Genomic DNA, 15570 nt, shown 5'->3' with positions numbered 1-15570 from the left:
AACCTCTTCCTATAATTCTCAGGTGGGAATCGTGGAATGCTTGATGATTGTGTCTTGCAAGCGCTATCGTTCGTGTATTCCCGAATTTAGAGGAGGCCCAACTCGTGACCATCAAACAAAAACTCATTTCCGTTGGTGCGGTATCTATTGTCGCTCTGATCATTTTGGCAAGCATTGGCATTTTTTCCGAAGCCCAAGTCGAAGCTGCGACCGAAGAAAACGAACTGCGCCAAGTCCAGCTTGAAAACGTCAACGAAATGCGCCGTGAGACGTTAGAGATCATGCTCGCCGCCATGGACAGCTTGGTGGACAAGGATGAAGGCACAATCCTGCCCGACCGTCGTGAGGCAATCGAAAAGAACCTCGCCATGCTGCGCGAAAACGTGCAAAAGCTGATTGAAGATTCCGACACCCAAGAAGAACGCACCATCGCTGAAGGACTCAGCGCCAAAATCGACGGCTTGGAACAGGGTGTTTTGGTGGACATGCAGTCCCTGCTGGAACGCGGCGCGTCGGATGAAGAATTTGGCGCGTTGGATGATGTTTTGGATGCCAACGGCATTGGCCTGGATGAAGAGCTGGGCGTGTTTGCAGCATCCGTTCACGAAGAAATGGACGAAGCCGTTGAGCACATGCACGACGCGCTGAACCTCGCCAAATATCTCATGATCAGTGCCTCCATCATTGCGATCTTGCTCTTGGGTGGCTTGCTGTACGTCATTATCAGCTCCGTCACGAGTGCTCTATCGGGCATGACCGACGCCATGGGTGCGTTGGCGGGTGGTGATAAAACCACCGAAATCCCCAGTGTCGGCCAGCAAGATGAAATCGGCGAAATGGCAGATGCCGTTCAGGTCTTTAAAGAGAATATGATTAAAGCTGAACAACTCGCCGCAGAACAAGAAGCGGCCCAAGCCCAACGCGAAAAACGTGCCGAAGCCGTTGAAAACCTGACCCACGAATTTGATTCGGATGTGGGCGGTGTGATCGAAAGTGTGGCGGCTGCGGCGACGGAGATGGATGCGACGGCAACGTCAATGGCGGGGACGGCTGAGGAAACCTCAAGCCAGGCCACTATGGTTGCTTCGGCTTCGGAGCAAGCTTCCGCAAACGTTCAAACCGTGGCCAGTGCCTCTGAAGAGTTGTCGAGCTCTATTTCAGAGATTTCTCGTCAAGTGGCGCAATCGACGCAGATTTCCTCCACGGCTGTTCAAGAAGTCAATGACGCCAATGATCAAGTGAAGGGACTGGCCGAAGCTTCTCAAAAAATCGGTGAGGTTGTCGCCTTGATCACGGACATTGCCGATCAAACCAACTTGCTGGCTTTGAACGCGACCATTGAGGCCGCGCGCGCGGGTGAGGCGGGTAAGGGCTTTGCCGTTGTGGCGTCTGAGGTGAAAAACCTAGCCAATCAGACCGCCAAGGCAACGGAAGAGATTTCGAACCAAATCGGTGGTATTCAAGGGGCGACGCAAGGCGCTGTGCATGCGATTGAATCCATTGGTGGCATTATCAATCAAATGAGCGAGATTTCTTCGACCATCGCTTCTGCAGTTGAAGAACAAGGTGCCGCGACGCAAGAAATTGCCCGTAACGTTGAAGAAGCGGCCACAGGCACGTCCGAGGTTTCGTCCAACATTGTCAGTGTGACGCAAGCCGCACAGGACACTGGGCAAGCCGCCGGCACCGTTCAAGAGGCCGCTCAAGACTTGTCGTCGCAAACCGAGACCTTGAAAGGCATTGTTGATAAGTTCCTGTCCGACGTGCGTGCGGTCTAAAGACCATGCAGCCCCCCCAGGTCCAACCAGGGGGGCTGTGGTATACTGTCCATAGATGAAACGGGTGTTGAGCAGTGGTTACTGTCTATGATTTTCAGACCCACTATGCGATTAAAAATCTCCGCGATTTTTGTCGGTGCTCCGATGATGCCGTGTCGGGCATTCATAAGCTGAAAGAAAAGTACACCCAGGTTGAACAAGGCATCAAAGCCATGGAGGCGCATCACCAGATGTTTATCCATTGCCTTGGCGCGCACATGTCGCGCCTGGATGAAACTCTAAGCTATGCCCAAGACTGTTCGCAAGCGTGTGAGTTGGGCACGCTTGAGGACATGATTGAAGAACGCGACCGCCTCAAGCGGAATTCCCGTCACTAGTCTAGCTTTTGCAGCTCAATCTTCGGGCAGCGGTTTTGCACCACCACCAGGCCGGCCTCTTCGGCTTCTTTTTTGGCTTTGTCGTTGGTGATCTGCAGCTGCATCCACGCCACCGTGATGCCTTTGTCGTCCGACAAACGAATAGCCTCACGCACCACGTCGCCAGCAGCTTCTGACGGGCGGAAGATGTCCACCATGTCGATGGGGCCGGGGGCGTCTTCTAGGCTGGCATAGACCGTTTCGCCCAAAATTTCGTTCCCCGCTTGACCGGGGTTGATGGGGATGACCTTGTAGCCTTTGGACTGCATGTATTCCATGACTTGATAGGACGGACGTGCAGGCTTGTTGGACGCGCCCACCAAGGCAATGGTGTTCACGGTTTCCAAAATACCCAAAATCATGTCGGCGGTGTCGGATTTGCTCATCAGGGGCGATCTTTCCATTTCGGCATGGGTTGTTTATCGATGAAGGCCTGAATGCCTTCACGCGTATCGGTTTCTTGCATGTTGCACGCCATGGTCTTGGCGGCAAAGGCGTAAGCGTCTTCCAACGTCATTTCCACCTGGTTCATCAAAAGCTTCTTGCCATGCGTGATGGCGGCTGGGGACTTGGACGCGATTTCGAGGGCGAGGTTTTCGACTTCGGCGTCCAAAACTTCTTGGCCAACCGCACGATTGATGAGGCCCAAGCGCTCGGCGTCTTCGGCGCTCAAGAACTTACCGGTATAGAGCAGCTCCGCCGTCGCTTTGCGGCCAATGGCGCGGCTGACGGGAACCGATGGTGTGGCGCAAAACAGGCCCAAATTGATGCCCGACGTGGCGAACCGTGAATGATCTGACGCAATCGCCAAATCGCACTGAGCCACCAGTTGACAGCCCGCAGCGGTGGCGATGCCGTCCACCTTGGCGATGACCGGTTGGGGCAGATGGTGAATTTTGAGCATCATTTCTGCACACGCGCCAAACAGAACCTCACAGGGCTCTTGATCGGGGTGGGCCATCATCTCTTTGAGGTCGTGCCCCGCCGAAAACGCTTTCCCGCCCGCGCCCGAGATCACGACCACGCGCACAGAGGTGTCAGCGCCAATGGCGTCCAAGGTCTCACTCATCGCGGCAATGGTGGCGGCCGACAGGGCATTGAGCTTTTTGGGGCTGTTGAGCGTGAGCCAAGCCACACCGTCTTTGTCTTCACGGGTGACAAGGGGCTCAGAGGATGCGGGGAGGTCGGTCATCGGCTGCGGTTCCTAGTAGCTTAAATTCGATTTGTGTCATGTTGGTCTTTTGTGCCCCCAATGTCCAGTCATGCAACGGATCTTCGTATGGTATTTATCGTGCCATTGGAAACAATTTTAGGTAGTGTATGTATTTACCAATATCGTTGTGCAGCCATGCTCCCGTCACTTGAAGAAATTGAACACACTGTGCCAGCCCTTCGCGGGCTGTCTCAAACCTTGCACGATGCGTCTTTGGGCGTTGTAAAGCGTTTGAAACGACAACGCGGCGTCGCTGTATGGGCCATGATGTCGTCGCTTTTGCCCATGGGCTTGAGTTTGATGTTGATGGCGGACGAAAAAAACTTACCACCAGAGTTTGTGTCGCTCAGCGTTGCAGGCACCGCGTTGGCGTTGGGCATGTTTGGGTTTGGTTGGGTGCGTTTGCTGGATTCCAAACGCCAAGCCAAAATCACCTTAGCGACGAGCGTTTGCGCCGTCTTTGGTTATGATTACCGGGAAAAGCCAAGCACATCATTAAGCCACAAATTCGCCCGTTTGGGATTGGCTGCCCGCTATGAAGGCAGGCTGGTGGAAGATGAAATTTCCGGGACGATTGATGGCAGACGCTTTGTCGTTCAAGAAAACCTCATTGCGGACATGAAATTCTCCCCATTGTATGCCCGCGTCCCCTTTCGGCGCACGAGCGATGTTTTTCACGGTTTGATTGGTGTTGTGGATTACCATCACCCCATGACCGCAACGACAATCGTGAGTTTTCGCAAAAATCGGCTGGAACGCTGGACAGAGCAACCCTTTGACGGGGAGCTGATGGAAACCCATGATCCCGATTTCGATGCTGTGTTCGAAGTTCATTCCACGTCTCTGCCAGAAGCGCGGCGAATTTTGTCCCCCGCATGGCGTCGGGGCTTGCTCGCCCTGAATGACAAATTCAATACCCCCTTAGCCTTTGCGTTTCAGGATGCGGCGGTCTGGTTTACGGTTCACCGCCAAAACCAATGGATGGAAATGCGCACGTCGGGGGCATCTGCGTCGTTTGAGACCTACACGGTGCAAATGGTTTTAGATATCTTGCGCTTTCAGAACCTGATCCAGACTTTGCCGCTCTCTGAATAAGTTGAAAAGTGCGGTATAATAATACCTCAAAAATAAGTCATTGAAATTGTTGTAGATTTCACTCAACTCCCCAAACAAAACGTTTGACAGGGGGGCGTTAGTGTCTTAAAACGCGGCTTCCTCACGCTTTTGGGGCTTATGGCCTATGCGTGACCCGATTTTTGAACCCTGTGTGGGGCCTGCCTCGCACTCTTCCGCCCCGCAGGCCAGGCCTGCACAAGGCAAGCCCGCAGGTTACACCTGCACAAGGCAAGACGGAGCCGAATATGAAAACCTATTCCGCTACTCCCGCCGACGTGGAAAAGAAATGGTATGTCATCGATGCTCAAGACGTTGTCTTGGGTCGTATGGCCAGCCAAATCGCCATGCGTCTGCGCGGTAAGCACAAGCCGATGTTCACCCCGAACATCGACTGCGGCGACAACATCATCGTCATCAACGCTGAAAAAGTGAAGCTGACGGGCCGCAAAGCCGCAAACGAAAAATTCTTCTGGCACACTGGCCACCCGGGCGGTCTTAAAGAACGCACCATGGGCCAGATCCTTGAAGGTGAGCACCCGGAACGCGTCGTGATCAAAGCTGTTGAGCGTATGGTCTCCCGTTCTCCGCTGGGCCGCCAGCAAATGAAAAAGCTGCATGTCTACGCCGGTGCCGACCACCCGCACGGCGCACAGAACCCGGAAGTTCTGGACATTGCCGCGATGAACCCGAAAAACAAGAGGAGCGCGTAACCCATGGCTGATCTGTCTGATCTTAAAGATCTGGTCGAAGGCGGCGAAGTTGCAACTGCAGCTGCTGGCGCTGAAGACGCTCCGGTTGCCGCTGAGCCGAAAATTGACGCTCAGGGCCGTGCTTATGCAACGGGCAAACGTAAAAACGCCATTGCTCGCGTTTGGATCAAGCCGGGCTCCGGCAAAGTGACCGTCAACGGTCGCGAGCAAGAAACCTACTTTGCTCGTCCGGTGCTGCGCATGCTGATGAACCAACCGTTCCAAGTGGCCGAGCGCGAAGGTCAATACGACGTCGTCGCAACCGTCACCGGTGGCGGCCTGTCCGGCCAAGCTGGCGCTGTGCGTCACGGCATCTCCAAAGCTTTGACGTACTACGAGCCGGTCCTGCGCGGCGTGCTCAAGTCCGGCGGCTTCCTGACCCGTGATAGCCGTGTTGTTGAACGTAAGAAATACGGTCGTGCCAAAGCACGTCGTTCCTTCCAGTTCTCCAAACGTTAAGAGCGTTTATCGAACAGACAAAAAGGCCGCTCTTCGGAGCGGCCTTTTTTTGTTGCTGAACAAAGCACAAAAACCCATTAAGGGTATATCTCTCAATAAACAACTTTTAGTTGATTTTTGATCCAGGCTAACGCTATCATGCTCACTCCATGCTTCAAGAGGAGATAAAACAGTGAGCATTTCTGATCATGAATATGTCAATTTTTCTGAAGACCATGAATTGAATTATCACTTAGGCAAAGTTGGTAAACGTCAGACAGAAGCCAATCGTGATGAACTCAAAAAAATGGGTGATGAGCTAAAAGCTAAGCTGGATAAGACTAGGCTTAAGCACGGTGAGTTTCATGCCTATGTGAATGAAAACAAAGACCGTTTGGAATAACCCTAGGCAAGGGTGCTTCCTTCTCCCCTTGGGAGCGGGGGGCTGCAAGACGGACTTTTGAGATTCAGCCCGCCGCCACCAACGTGCGATCCGCCGGGAAACGCAGCCAGACCGACGTGCCTTTATCTGGGGTGCTGTTGATGCTCATCTTACCGCCGAACAAGTCCATCAAATGGTTGCAGATGGTCAGGCCCAATCCAGTTTGTTTGTTGGGTCTGGAGATTTTGCTTTTGTCAGGCTCAAAAGGGTTGAGCGCATCTTCAAGCTCATCTGGTGTCATGCCGCTTCCGGTGTCGACAATACGCAAGATGATGCTTTGGTCTTGTCGTAAGTTCGCTGAGATTGAGACCATCCCGCTGTTGGGGGTGTGACGCACGGCGTTTGAGATCAGGTTATTGCAGATCTGAACCAAAGCCCGTTCATCACCAAGAAGATGCGGGAACCCGTCGGGGATTTCTTCGACCAAGTTGATGGTCTTGAGCCGTGCCTGGGTGGTGTTTTGGCGCACACACGTTTGCACAAGTGCACTGAGGCTGACGCTTTCTTCGATTAACTTATAATTGCCCGCTTCGATCTTGGAGAGATCCAAGACGTCGTTGACCAAGCTCACCAACAGTGAGCCACTGGAGTGTATATCTTCGATATATTCTTCATAGTGTTCGTTGTTGAGTGGACCGAAGGCGCGTTGGCGCATCATATCGGTAAAACCCATCATCGCATTGAGCGGTGTACGGAAATCATGGCTCATGGAGGCGAGAAACTCGGACTTTGCTAAGTTTGCCCGCTTGGCCTCGGCTAGGGCTTCGGTGAGATTGGATTCCAGTTCTTTTTGCTGGGTTATGTCTTGGGCCATGATGGCAATATCGCCATCGGCTGGCACGACGACGATGCGAAACCAGGTTTTTGATGGGATGCTTTCGCCTTCGTAGGCCTCTTCAAAGATGCACGTCGTTCCGGTCTCGGCAACATGGATGTATTTTTCCATAAATATCGTGCCCGTGTGGCCGGGGAAGAGATCCAACAAACGTTTGCCGATGACGCTATTGGCGGCGGTGCCGTTCATGCGGGCAACGGTCTTGTTTTGATAGAGCCAGGTGAAATCGACAACAGCCCCTTGTGCGTCCCTGACCGGTCGTAGAATGGTGATGCCGTCCGGCGAATGCTCATGGGCAATCTGCAGCAGCTTTTCTGTATCGACGTTTAGGGTGTCTGCGTTCATGCAAATCTCAACTTATAGCGAGAGACAATGCCGAAGGCGCACACAAGAAGAACGACGCGTCTTAGCGCGTGACTGATATGCATTAGGTCCACTCTCGTATTATTGTCTTACTTATTAATAAAAGTTAAGGAGAGCGCACCAGATGTCAAGGAAGAATAGGGTGGGCCTAGAGCGTCCAGACGTTGACGCTCAACCACACCAGTGCGCCAGAGAAGGCCAGCAGGAAAATAGCGCGGAGCCTGGATTCGGGCTTTAGTCGTTCGCCCGGCGGAACATGGGTGTTCACTTTTCGCCCGCTGAACATGGCACCGATCAGGTTTTCTTTTTTCACCACCAAATAGAACAACGCGGCCAAGACGTGCACGCCGGCGAACCCGGCGATGACGTAAAATCCTAAGCGGTGAATGGTTCCGGCCAAGCTGCTCCAATCGCTGGAAACCAAATGCACCAGCGGGCCTTCGACAAGGATTTCGTCCGTGGTGAACAGGCCCATGCTGCCTTGAACCAAGATCAAGGACAGCAGCGCCAGCACCATCAGTGCGCCGACTGGATTGTGCCCTAGGGTCTGCGTAGGCGATTTGAGGTAACGCAGGACGGCACCGGGACCAAGCACAAAAGATGCGAACCGGGCGGTGTTCGACCCAAACACACCCCACAACACGCGATAGACGACCAACGTCAACAGCCCATAGCCGTTCCATTTGTGCCACGTCATGTTGATGTCAGCAAACTCATAGGTGAGAAACGCAGCCGCCATCATCGCCACCAAGGACCAATGAAACAGGCGGGTGGGGACGTCCCAGACCGGGGTGGTGTGTTGTGGTGCAGTGTGTGAGGAATCAGGCATGGGCAGGGGCTTTTCCGTGTCAGGCCGGGGATGAAACCGTCATCCCCGGACCCAACCAAACGCGTTTATTTTGCGCGGTATTCTTTGTGGCAAGCTTTGCAGGTACCGGCGAGCTTTTTAAACGCCCCGGCCATGGCCGCTTTGTCGCCGCCTTTGGTGGCTTCGATCAAAGCGACAGTCGCACCGTAGGAGTCTTTACCCCTGGCCTTGAAGTCGTCCATGTTGGACCAGATTTCGGCTTTGGCTTTGGTTTCGCCTTTGTCCGATCCAGCCGGGTAAGCGTTGCCCATGTGTTCGAACGCGACTTTGATGCTTTCGGCGTGATACGTCGCATCGCCTTGTCCGCCCAAAAACAAGATGGCTTTCAAAGAATGCAGATGGCCGCCAACGACGGAATAGGTGGCTTTGCGGTGGACAATCGACGGATTGGTTTCTTCGGCTAATGCCGGCGCCACAGCGCCAAAACCGGTCAAAGTGGTGGCCACAAGAGCAGCAGCCAAGACAACGTTTTTCATGAGGGACCTCTTGTCTATAAATAAATTCAAGATGTTATTCGGACACCGCTTGATGCGGCCTGTGGTGTGCAACCTAATGGCGTTATGTAACAGTGAGATGTCTAATCGCGGTTTTTGTGTAACAGAATGTAACTGGGCGAGGCGGTGTTATTTGGTATGAAAATGGGCTTTTTCCTGTTGGTCATATGAAATTTCAGCTAGAATTTTTGAATCAATAGTCGCTAAATCGGCCCCAATTCAAACGATGATGAGCCAGACATCAACGTTAATCACACCGCTTCGGGGAAGGGTGTCGGCTGTGAAGCTCACTTCGAAAACGCTTATTCTTTTTGTATCTGTCTTGCTGCTCACGGCTGTGGGCATCGGCGGTATTTCGTCGTATGTGCACTATACGTCAAGCGTCAACACACATTTAAAGCGCCTGATTGAACTTGCCGCCAGTCGCGCACGCATCATCGAAGCCATTGCCCAACATGACAAAACATTTGCCCAGCAATTCGGGCTGCCTACACATGTGGGGCGAAAACATACTCTGAGCCAAATTATCGATGCTCACAATCGCTTTGAAGGCTTTGGCGAGACGGGCGAGTTCACCTTGGCCGAGCTTAAAGGCGACAATATTGTCTTTCTTCTCAAACATCGCCACAAAGTTGCGGGCGTGGGTTCTATTGTGAATTGGGAACAAGGCGTGGCCGAACCCATGAAGGCCGCTTTATCCGGTCAATCGGGCACCATGATCGGTCAGGATTATCGCGGCGTTGAAGTGATTGCGGCTTTTGAACCGGTTAAGCTCTTGGATTTGGGATTGGTCGCAAAAATCGATTTGGCCGAAATCCGCACGCCGATTATTCGGGAATTGTTATGGGTCTATGCCCTCGGTTTGGCCGTGGTTGTTCTGGGGTCACTCATTTTGTATCGCGTGTCTTTGCGCTTTTTTTCCCGCTTGGAATATCGCGAAGCCCGATACGAATCCATCATCTCCGATCACCCTGAAATGATTTGCCGCTTTAAACCTGACGGCCAGTTGAGCTATGCCAATCGGTATTACGCCGACACGTTTGGATTTGCGCCCCAAGCCGTGCAGGTTATGTCTGTTTTCGACCTGATGCCCCAGAACGAACACATTGGCTTTCGCCAGATGATCGCGAACTTTACGTCTGAGCATCCCGTGATCGAACACGAAAATATGGCGATCAACGCACGGGGGGATTTGATCTGGACGTCCTGGACAAACCGGGGATTTTTCAATGCGAACGGTGAATTGATCGAAGTGCAAAGTGCCGGGACTGATGTGACGCAGCAAAAGGCGGAGTATCTGCGCAACCTCGCCATGTCCCAGTTGGCGTTGGATGCACAAGAGATGGACGAAACCGAACTTCTGCAGTCTGCATTGGAATGGTGTGAGAACCTCACCAACTCGACCATTTCGTTTTTTCACTTCATCAATGACGATCAAGAAACCATCCAGTTGATCGCCTGGTCGAAACATACCCTTGCGGCGTATTGCCATGTGGAAGAGTTGGACGGGCACTATCCAATTTCAGCAGCCGGCATCTGGGCTGATGCGTTCCGCAATCTAGCACCGACGGTGATCAACGATTACACCACGGCGCCAAATAAAAAAGGTTTGCCGGACGGCCACGCCCATTTGGAACGCTTGATCTCTTTACCGATGTTCGAAGCGGGGAAAATCGTGGCGCTTTTGGGGGTTGGCAACAAGGCGACGCATTACACAGACGCCGACGTCGAAAACCTGCAAATCCTTGCAGACTACGTTTGGTCGATTGCCTCGCGAAAACGGGCGCAGTCTAAATTGCATGAGCTGGAAAGTGTGGTGAACCGCAGCCCCGCAGTGGCCTTTGTTTGGGGGACGACACAAAACTGGGCCGTCGAGTATGTGTCTGAAAATGTCAGTCAGTGGGGCTACAGCCCTGAAGATTTCTACGGTGGCGGTGTGTCGTATGCGGATTTGATTCATGAGCAAGACCTGGAAGGTGTGCAAGCCAAATGGAGCACTCAAAACCCTTCTGAAGGCGCATTGAAGACATACAGCTACCGTCTTGTGGACCGTGACGGGCAGGTGCGCTGGGTGGATGAACGCAGTTGGCCGATCTTGGATGAGCACGGCAATGTCAAAAACTATCAAGGTGTGGTGCTTGACATCACCGAACGCCAAGAAGCCGAACAACAGCTCTGGCAAATGCAAAAGGCCGAAAGCTTGGGCACATTGGCGGGCGGCATTGCGCACGACATCAACAACTTGATGTTGCCCATCGTCGCGCTCAGTGAAATGACCATTGATGATTTCCCCGAAGATCACCGCGGGCGCACGCGTTTGGAAAAAATACACGAGGCTGGCATCCGGGCGAAAAAGTTGGTCGAGAAGATTTTGGCGTTTTCGCACAAATCCGATCGTCCCGACGAAACCTACGATCTCAATGTCGTGGCGCAAGAAGCCTTCGATTTGTTTAAATCGACTGTGCCAACAACCATCGATTTTGAGGGACGACTTTTCTCTGAACCCCTAATGGCGCGCGGCGATCCAACCGAGTTCCATACGGTCTTGATCAACATGGTCTCGAACTCCATTGACGCCATAGAAGGAACGGGCGGCAAAATACGCATTACTTTGGACATCATTGTCGCCAATGAGAAACTTGAACAGGCCTTGCCTCAAATCAAACGTCATCACAACTATGCCCGCATTTTGGTCGAGGATAATGGTGAAGGCATGAGTGCAGAGAAACTTGAACGCATATTCGACCCGTTCTACACGACCAAAGTTGTCGGTCAAGGGACAGGACTGGGGTTGGCATTGGTGTTTAACGTTGTTGAAAAGAGCCAAGGCGGTATAAAAGTAAGCTCCACACCGGGTGAGGGCACGGTTTTCGAAATATACTTACCATTGGTTGACGGGGGTAAGGAAACTTAACAATTATGTCTGATAAATCAGACGTGGCGCGCTATACTGAAGTAAGAGATAGATGAATGGTAAAAATATTGATCATAGATGACGAAGAAATTGTGCGCTTTACGCTGCGCGAGATTTTGGAGTCTGACGGGCATGAGGTCTCGGAAGCATCCGATGGCAACAAAGGCCTGAACGCTCAGCGTGCCGATCCGGCTGAGTTGGTGATCACGGATATCATCATGCCGGAAAAAGAAGGCGTAGAAACCATTATCGAGCTTCAAAAAGAGTTTCCCGATACAAAAATCATCGCCATATCGGGGGGTGGTCGAATGAAGAATCTGGATTTTTTGGAAGTTGCCAAAAAGTTTGGAGCACACAGTGTGATGTCGAAACCGTTTTCGGCGCGCGAGCTGATTGCTCAGGTTCGGGCATGCATTGCGGCGTGATGGTATAGACCAAGACCTAGGTTAGACTGGGGTTTGAGACCATGATGGAAAACGTCGTCGATAAACTCTTTCGCATTATCGGCGCTGGCCCAAAAGCAGGCGCAGCTGGTGGCACGCATGTTGAAAGCAAACAATCTCCCCCTAAAAAAAAGTCTCCTGATGTTTTTGAAACCAACCAAGCGATTTTTGAAAACAAAATTTCGAAAATCATTGCCGCGCAAAAGACCATCATGGCCGGCAACGTTGAGCTGTTGAACCTGCAAAAGATTGAAGAGAAGCTGGGGAAAGCCGTCACGGCCCATAAAGAGGCCATAGAGACCATCATCAAAGAAGCGATCCAGCGCCGTCTGTCGCCTCAGGACATCTTCACCAACTATGCCGACTTTCGCTACGTCATCGTGTTCACCAGCGTGGATCAAAAGAAAGCCCGTCTAAAAACGGCTTTGATCGTGGAAGAAATCGCGCAACGCCTGTTGGGGAAGGCGGATACCCAAGGTGTCATTTCCGTCAAAACCATGTTGGTGAAAGAAGACGGCAAAGCTTCGTACGAAGACATGCCCAGCGTTCAGTCCATGGTCGCAGAATTCGAAGAGCTTGAGGCTGACCCTGGTGACGGCGAAATTTCAGATGGCGAGCGGTTCGAAGAAGAACTCGATTTTGTGTTCCAGCCGGTTTGGAATGCAAAGCGCGATGTGATTTCGACGTACACCTGCGTGCCGGTGTTCTCTTCAGCTGAAGGAACGCTGGTACCCTTTGATTTTAATAAAGTGGCGGACGTTGATCCAAACTCCTTGGCCCATATCGATATCGCCGTGGCCAAAAAAGCGATCCAAGAGCAGCTCAATTTGCTGGAGAACAAAATAGCGGCGATCATTTGCATGCCGGTGCACTTTGAAACTTTGGGCAATCGCAATCACCGCATGACGTATTTTGGATTGCTGAACGATGTGCCCGAGCAGGTATGCGATCGTTTGATTTTTGAGCTTCACGGGTTGCCGACGGGCATTCCCGATTCCCGCCTAGCAGAGATCATCGGCCCATTGCGCAGTCACAGCCGCGCGGTTTTGGCAGGGTTTCCAATAGAAAGTCGAAAGTTCGACGGTTATCACGCCGCCGGTCTGCATGCGGTTGGATTTGATCTACACGACGTCATTGCGGCCGAGCGCAAAATCGTCAAAGACATGGATGAGTTCGTTGAAGCTGCCAACAAGCATCAACTGAAAACCTTTGTGCACCACATCCGCTCACTAAGTCTCAACACGTCGGCCATGGCAACCGGTGTGGACTATCTAGACGGCAGCACATTGAGTGACGCCATCGATACCATCACCGGGATGGAACCTTTGTCCCTGATCGATCTTTACACACGAAAACTATAAGAAGCGGAAATCTAGGAGGGTCTTGTTATGTCACACGTTCAATGGTCGAGTACTTTGGAAATCGATCACTCTGAAATCGACGCTCAACACAAGCAATTGGTCGTGCTCGCCGACTTGCTGCTCGAAGCCGTGGAGCATGATCCTGATGATACCGTTGTCAGGGGCGCATTTGATGCGTTGTTGCTCTACACCAAAAAACACTTCGAAGATGAAGAAGCGTATTTCAAGAAACACAATTCAACGCAATTGGAAGAACACGTCAAAGAGCACGAAATCCTCGCCGAAGAGATCAAGGCTCTTTGGCAAGACGATATGATGGGTTTTCGAGATGAAGTCTTACAAGCCATCCTCGGCTGGGTCGAAAGCCGCCTGATCCCCCACATGACGGGCTCGGACCAAGATGCGTATAAGGCGTGTCAGGACTGAGCGGTAGGTTCAATCCAACGCCAAGTCATAGCGCACTTCGCCGGTGCCTTCGTTCCAGGTGTCTTGCGCATAGACTTCGGTTTGGTGAAAGCCTGCACGTTCATAAAGCGATTTGGCGGCTTCCAGGCCGTTGAATGTGGTCAGCCAAAGCTTGGTTTGTCCACGTGCCTTGCAGGTTGCCAAGGCGTGTTCGATCATCTTATGGCCCCAGCCTTGGCCTTTGGTTCGTTCGTTCATGACAAAGAAACGCAGACGGGCGGTGTCCACGCTTTCTTGTGTAGAGGCTTCGACCACCAGTGTGCCTAAGATGTCCCCGTTCTGGTTTTGTAGGGTCAGGATCTGATCGCGGTTTGCGTCAAATACGTCCATCAATGCTGTGAAATCCCGCAAGATGTGTGTTTTGAAGTTTTGGCCCAATCCCCAATGGGGTGCATAATAATCCATGTGCAGGCGGATCATCTCGGCTGCGAAACCGGGCACGAAGCCTTCATGGATGTGCAGTTTTTCCGTCTTTGTGAAGTCCTTCAAGGTGCGGCATATGCGTTCGGCGTAGTCTTCGTCCAACAGAGCCGGATCGGTGAGTAGGGCAAACCAGATTTGCGCCACGACCAGGTTGGTCGCTTCTTGGGCTTGGCCCGGTTGAATGGTGCCGCTCAACTCCAAATAATGCGCCAGGCCGTTTCGGCGTGGGTTTAAGAACTTCTCTTCGAAGATGCGTTTCGCTTCGGGGGAGGACTGGCTCAACGATACAATAGCCGCCAACAGTTCACCTGCGGGGCCGCCCAAATAGACCTCGAACAAGGTCATCAAGACATCTTTGAACGCGCGTTTGACGATCAGCTTTTGGCCGATGGGGGCGAGGGTGTCGTAAACCTCAATCAGCAATTCAATGCGCGAGGGCCACCAGCGGTAAATGGTTTGTTTGCCGACCTTGGCTTCGCGCGCCACCGCTTCAATGGTCAAGGCCTGCGGCCCGCCACTGTCCGCCAAGCTTAACGCCGCCGCCAAGATCGCATCATGGCTTTTCTTAGACCGCGGCGCGCCACGTGTTGGTGTCTGGAGTGTCGATAGGCTCATCATGCACATAATATATACGAGACGGTTCGTATTGTAAATATTAAGCAGGAAAGGCCCTGGGCTTACCGATCCTTAAGGAACGAGGATATCGGCGCCAGAACCAAAGCTGTCAGTGATGAGAGATTTTGCGTGTCCGACCAATTTGGGATTGGATTGGTCGTGGATGGTAAACGTAGGCCGCTCGCCGTTTTGGCTGTAGCGGACAAAATTATGTAGTCCGTATCGTAATAGGAACTTATTTGCGTGATTCATTTGTATCCTAAATGCCGTCGCGTGCAGCCCTCATCGATCGCTCGAGAGGGCTGCGAACGGCGTTAACCTTCGATGATCAGGTTTTCGGCAGAAGATTTGCCGTTTTGACCTGCGATCAAATCGTAAGAGATTTCTTGACCTTCTTTGAGCGTGCGCAGACCGGCGCGCTCGACAGCGGAGATGTGAACGAATGCGTCGTTCCCACCATCTTTGGGCTCAATAAAACCAAAACCTTTGTCCGGGTTGAACCATTTAACAGTACCGATAGCCATTGTTATTTTCCTTCTAACAGGCGTTCATTAGCAAACCGTCTCCACACATAAGGTTGGGAGCGGCGGGTCGAGGATTACATTGTCAGGGGAAAACGAAGCTAATCAGCGTACCG

17 protein-coding genes are annotated in these 15570 nt (G+C 52.3%); 10 read left to right on the top strand and 7 right to left on the bottom strand.

From position 1 onward, the window contains the following. The first annotated feature begins 104 nt into the window (after window positions 1–104). Complete coding sequence (locus V5T82_RS03605; protein ID WP_332894232.1) at window positions 105–1778, top strand: methyl-accepting chemotaxis protein; 1674 nt, start codon at window positions 105–107, stop codon at window positions 1776–1778. A gap of 74 nt (window positions 1779–1852) precedes the next feature. Further along, the gene (locus V5T82_RS03600; RefSeq protein ID WP_332894231.1) at window positions 1853–2155 is read left to right on the top strand and encodes a hypothetical protein; all 303 of its coding nucleotides are present in this window, start codon (window positions 1853–1855) and stop codon (window positions 2153–2155) included. Here the strand turns inward: V5T82_RS03600 and V5T82_RS03595 are convergent. Beyond that, complete coding sequence (locus tag V5T82_RS03595) at window positions 2152–2580, bottom strand: CoA-binding protein (RefSeq protein WP_332894230.1); 429 nt, start codon at window positions 2578–2580, stop codon at window positions 2152–2154. The genes V5T82_RS03600 and V5T82_RS03595 overlap by 4 nt on opposite strands. Then, window positions 2580–3386 carry an enoyl-CoA hydratase gene (locus V5T82_RS03590; protein ID WP_332894229.1) on the bottom strand — a complete coding sequence of 269 codons (807 nt, stop codon included), beginning with the start codon at window positions 3384–3386 and terminating at the stop codon, window positions 2580–2582. The genes V5T82_RS03595 and V5T82_RS03590 overlap by 1 nt, the downstream gene beginning before the upstream one ends. Before the next feature lie 156 nt (window positions 3387–3542). Between V5T82_RS03590 and V5T82_RS03585 the strand changes: the two genes are divergently transcribed. From V5T82_RS03585 to V5T82_RS03570, 4 genes are all read left to right on the top strand, one after another. Next, window positions 3543–4502 carry a DUF3137 domain-containing protein gene (locus V5T82_RS03585; RefSeq protein ID WP_332894228.1) on the top strand — a complete coding sequence of 320 codons (960 nt, stop codon included), beginning with the start codon at window positions 3543–3545 and terminating at the stop codon, window positions 4500–4502. Window positions 4503–4768: 266 nt separating this feature from the next. Continuing rightward, window positions 4769–5233 carry a 50S ribosomal protein L13 gene (gene rplM, locus V5T82_RS03580; protein ID WP_332894227.1) on the top strand — a complete coding sequence of 155 codons (465 nt, stop codon included), beginning with the start codon at window positions 4769–4771 and terminating at the stop codon, window positions 5231–5233. A gap of 3 nt (window positions 5234–5236) precedes the next feature. Beyond that, entirely contained in the window at window positions 5237–5731 is a 495-nt protein-coding gene (gene rpsI, locus V5T82_RS03575; protein ID WP_332894226.1) for a 30S ribosomal protein S9, read from the top strand. Between the two features lie 172 nt (window positions 5732–5903). Further along, window positions 5904–6113, top strand: coding sequence for a hypothetical protein (locus tag V5T82_RS03570; RefSeq protein ID WP_332894225.1), 210 nt, complete (start codon window positions 5904–5906; stop codon window positions 6111–6113). A gap of 64 nt (window positions 6114–6177) precedes the next feature. On the opposite strand, the gene V5T82_RS03565 is transcribed toward V5T82_RS03570, so the two are convergent. The 3 genes from V5T82_RS03565 to V5T82_RS03555 all read right to left on the bottom strand — a co-directional run bounded on the left by V5T82_RS03565 (window position 6178) and on the right by V5T82_RS03555 (window position 8694). After that, a complete protein-coding gene (locus V5T82_RS03565) occupies window positions 6178–7332 on the bottom strand; it encodes a sensor histidine kinase (RefSeq protein WP_332894224.1) in 1155 nt (384 codons plus the stop codon). A gap of 166 nt (window positions 7333–7498) precedes the next feature. Further along, the gene (locus tag V5T82_RS03560; protein WP_332894223.1) at window positions 7499–8179 is read right to left on the bottom strand and encodes a cytochrome b/b6 domain-containing protein; all 681 of its coding nucleotides are present in this window, start codon (window positions 8177–8179) and stop codon (window positions 7499–7501) included. Window positions 8180–8244: 65 nt separating this feature from the next. Beyond that, complete coding sequence (locus V5T82_RS03555; protein WP_332894222.1) at window positions 8245–8694, bottom strand: c-type cytochrome; 450 nt, start codon at window positions 8692–8694, stop codon at window positions 8245–8247. Between the two features lie 298 nt (window positions 8695–8992). Between V5T82_RS03555 and V5T82_RS03550 the strand changes: the two genes are divergently transcribed. The 4 genes from V5T82_RS03550 to V5T82_RS03535 are packed head-to-tail and all read left to right on the top strand — an operon-like array spanning window position 8993 to window position 13856. Next, a complete protein-coding gene (locus V5T82_RS03550; protein ID WP_332894221.1) occupies window positions 8993–11626 on the top strand; it encodes a PAS domain S-box protein in 2634 nt (877 codons plus the stop codon). 56 nt (window positions 11627–11682) lie between these two features. Then, on the top strand, window positions 11683–12051 hold the full coding sequence (locus V5T82_RS03545; protein ID WP_332894220.1) for a response regulator: 369 nt from the start codon (window positions 11683–11685) through the stop codon (window positions 12049–12051). A gap of 41 nt (window positions 12052–12092) precedes the next feature. Then, entirely contained in the window at window positions 12093–13430 is a 1338-nt protein-coding gene (locus tag V5T82_RS03540) for a hypothetical protein (RefSeq protein ID WP_332894219.1), read from the top strand. A gap of 27 nt (window positions 13431–13457) precedes the next feature. Then, entirely contained in the window at window positions 13458–13856 is a 399-nt protein-coding gene (locus tag V5T82_RS03535) for a bacteriohemerythrin (RefSeq protein ID WP_332894218.1), read from the top strand. Window positions 13857–13865: 9 nt separating this feature from the next. On the opposite strand, the gene V5T82_RS03530 is transcribed toward V5T82_RS03535, so the two are convergent. Beyond that, a complete protein-coding gene (locus V5T82_RS03530; RefSeq protein ID WP_332894217.1) occupies window positions 13866–14936 on the bottom strand; it encodes a GNAT family N-acetyltransferase in 1071 nt (356 codons plus the stop codon). Between the two features lie 311 nt (window positions 14937–15247). Next, window positions 15248–15457 carry a cold-shock protein gene (locus tag V5T82_RS03525; protein ID WP_332894216.1) on the bottom strand — a complete coding sequence of 70 codons (210 nt, stop codon included), beginning with the start codon at window positions 15455–15457 and terminating at the stop codon, window positions 15248–15250. Window positions 15458–15570 lie beyond the last annotated feature (113 nt).

The organism is Magnetovibrio sp. PR-2, from assembly GCF_036689815.1.
Classification (GTDB): Bacteria; Pseudomonadota; Alphaproteobacteria; order Rhodospirillales; family Magnetovibrionaceae; genus Magnetovibrio.
The sequence above is the reverse complement of the archived record's forward strand: the minus strand, read 5'-3'. Positions and strand labels throughout refer to the sequence as shown.

Bases quoted from the DNA above. Each gene is read 5' to 3' on its own strand.
- V5T82_RS03585 (WP_332894228.1), top strand. From the start codon at position 3,543: ATGCTCCCGTCACTTGAAGAAATTGAACACACTGTGCCAGCCCTTCGC.
- V5T82_RS03525 (WP_332894216.1), bottom strand. From the start codon at position 15,457: ATGGCTATCGGTACTGTTAAATGGTTCAACCCGGACAAAGGTTTTGGT.
- V5T82_RS03590 (WP_332894229.1), bottom strand. From the start codon at position 3,386: ATGACCGACCTCCCCGCATCCTCTGAGCCCCTTGTCACCCGTGAAGAC.
- V5T82_RS03530 (WP_332894217.1), bottom strand. From the start codon at position 14,936: ATGATGAGCCTATCGACACTCCAGACACCAACACGTGGCGCGCCGCGG.
- V5T82_RS03535 (WP_332894218.1), top strand. From the start codon at position 13,458: ATGTCACACGTTCAATGGTCGAGTACTTTGGAAATCGATCACTCTGAA.
- V5T82_RS03565 (WP_332894224.1), bottom strand. From the start codon at position 7,332: ATGAACGCAGACACCCTAAACGTCGATACAGAAAAGCTGCTGCAGATT.
- rplM (WP_332894227.1), top strand. From the start codon at position 4,769: ATGAAAACCTATTCCGCTACTCCCGCCGACGTGGAAAAGAAATGGTAT.
- rpsI (WP_332894226.1), top strand. From the start codon at position 5,237: ATGGCTGATCTGTCTGATCTTAAAGATCTGGTCGAAGGCGGCGAAGTT.
- V5T82_RS03560 (WP_332894223.1), bottom strand. From the start codon at position 8,179: ATGCCTGATTCCTCACACACTGCACCACAACACACCACCCCGGTCTGG.
- V5T82_RS03555 (WP_332894222.1), bottom strand. From the start codon at position 8,694: ATGAAAAACGTTGTCTTGGCTGCTGCTCTTGTGGCCACCACTTTGACC.
- V5T82_RS03545 (WP_332894220.1), top strand. From the start codon at position 11,683: ATGGTAAAAATATTGATCATAGATGACGAAGAAATTGTGCGCTTTACG.
- V5T82_RS03540 (WP_332894219.1), top strand. From the start codon at position 12,093: ATGATGGAAAACGTCGTCGATAAACTCTTTCGCATTATCGGCGCTGGC.
- V5T82_RS03595 (WP_332894230.1), bottom strand. From the start codon at position 2,580: ATGAGCAAATCCGACACCGCCGACATGATTTTGGGTATTTTGGAAACC.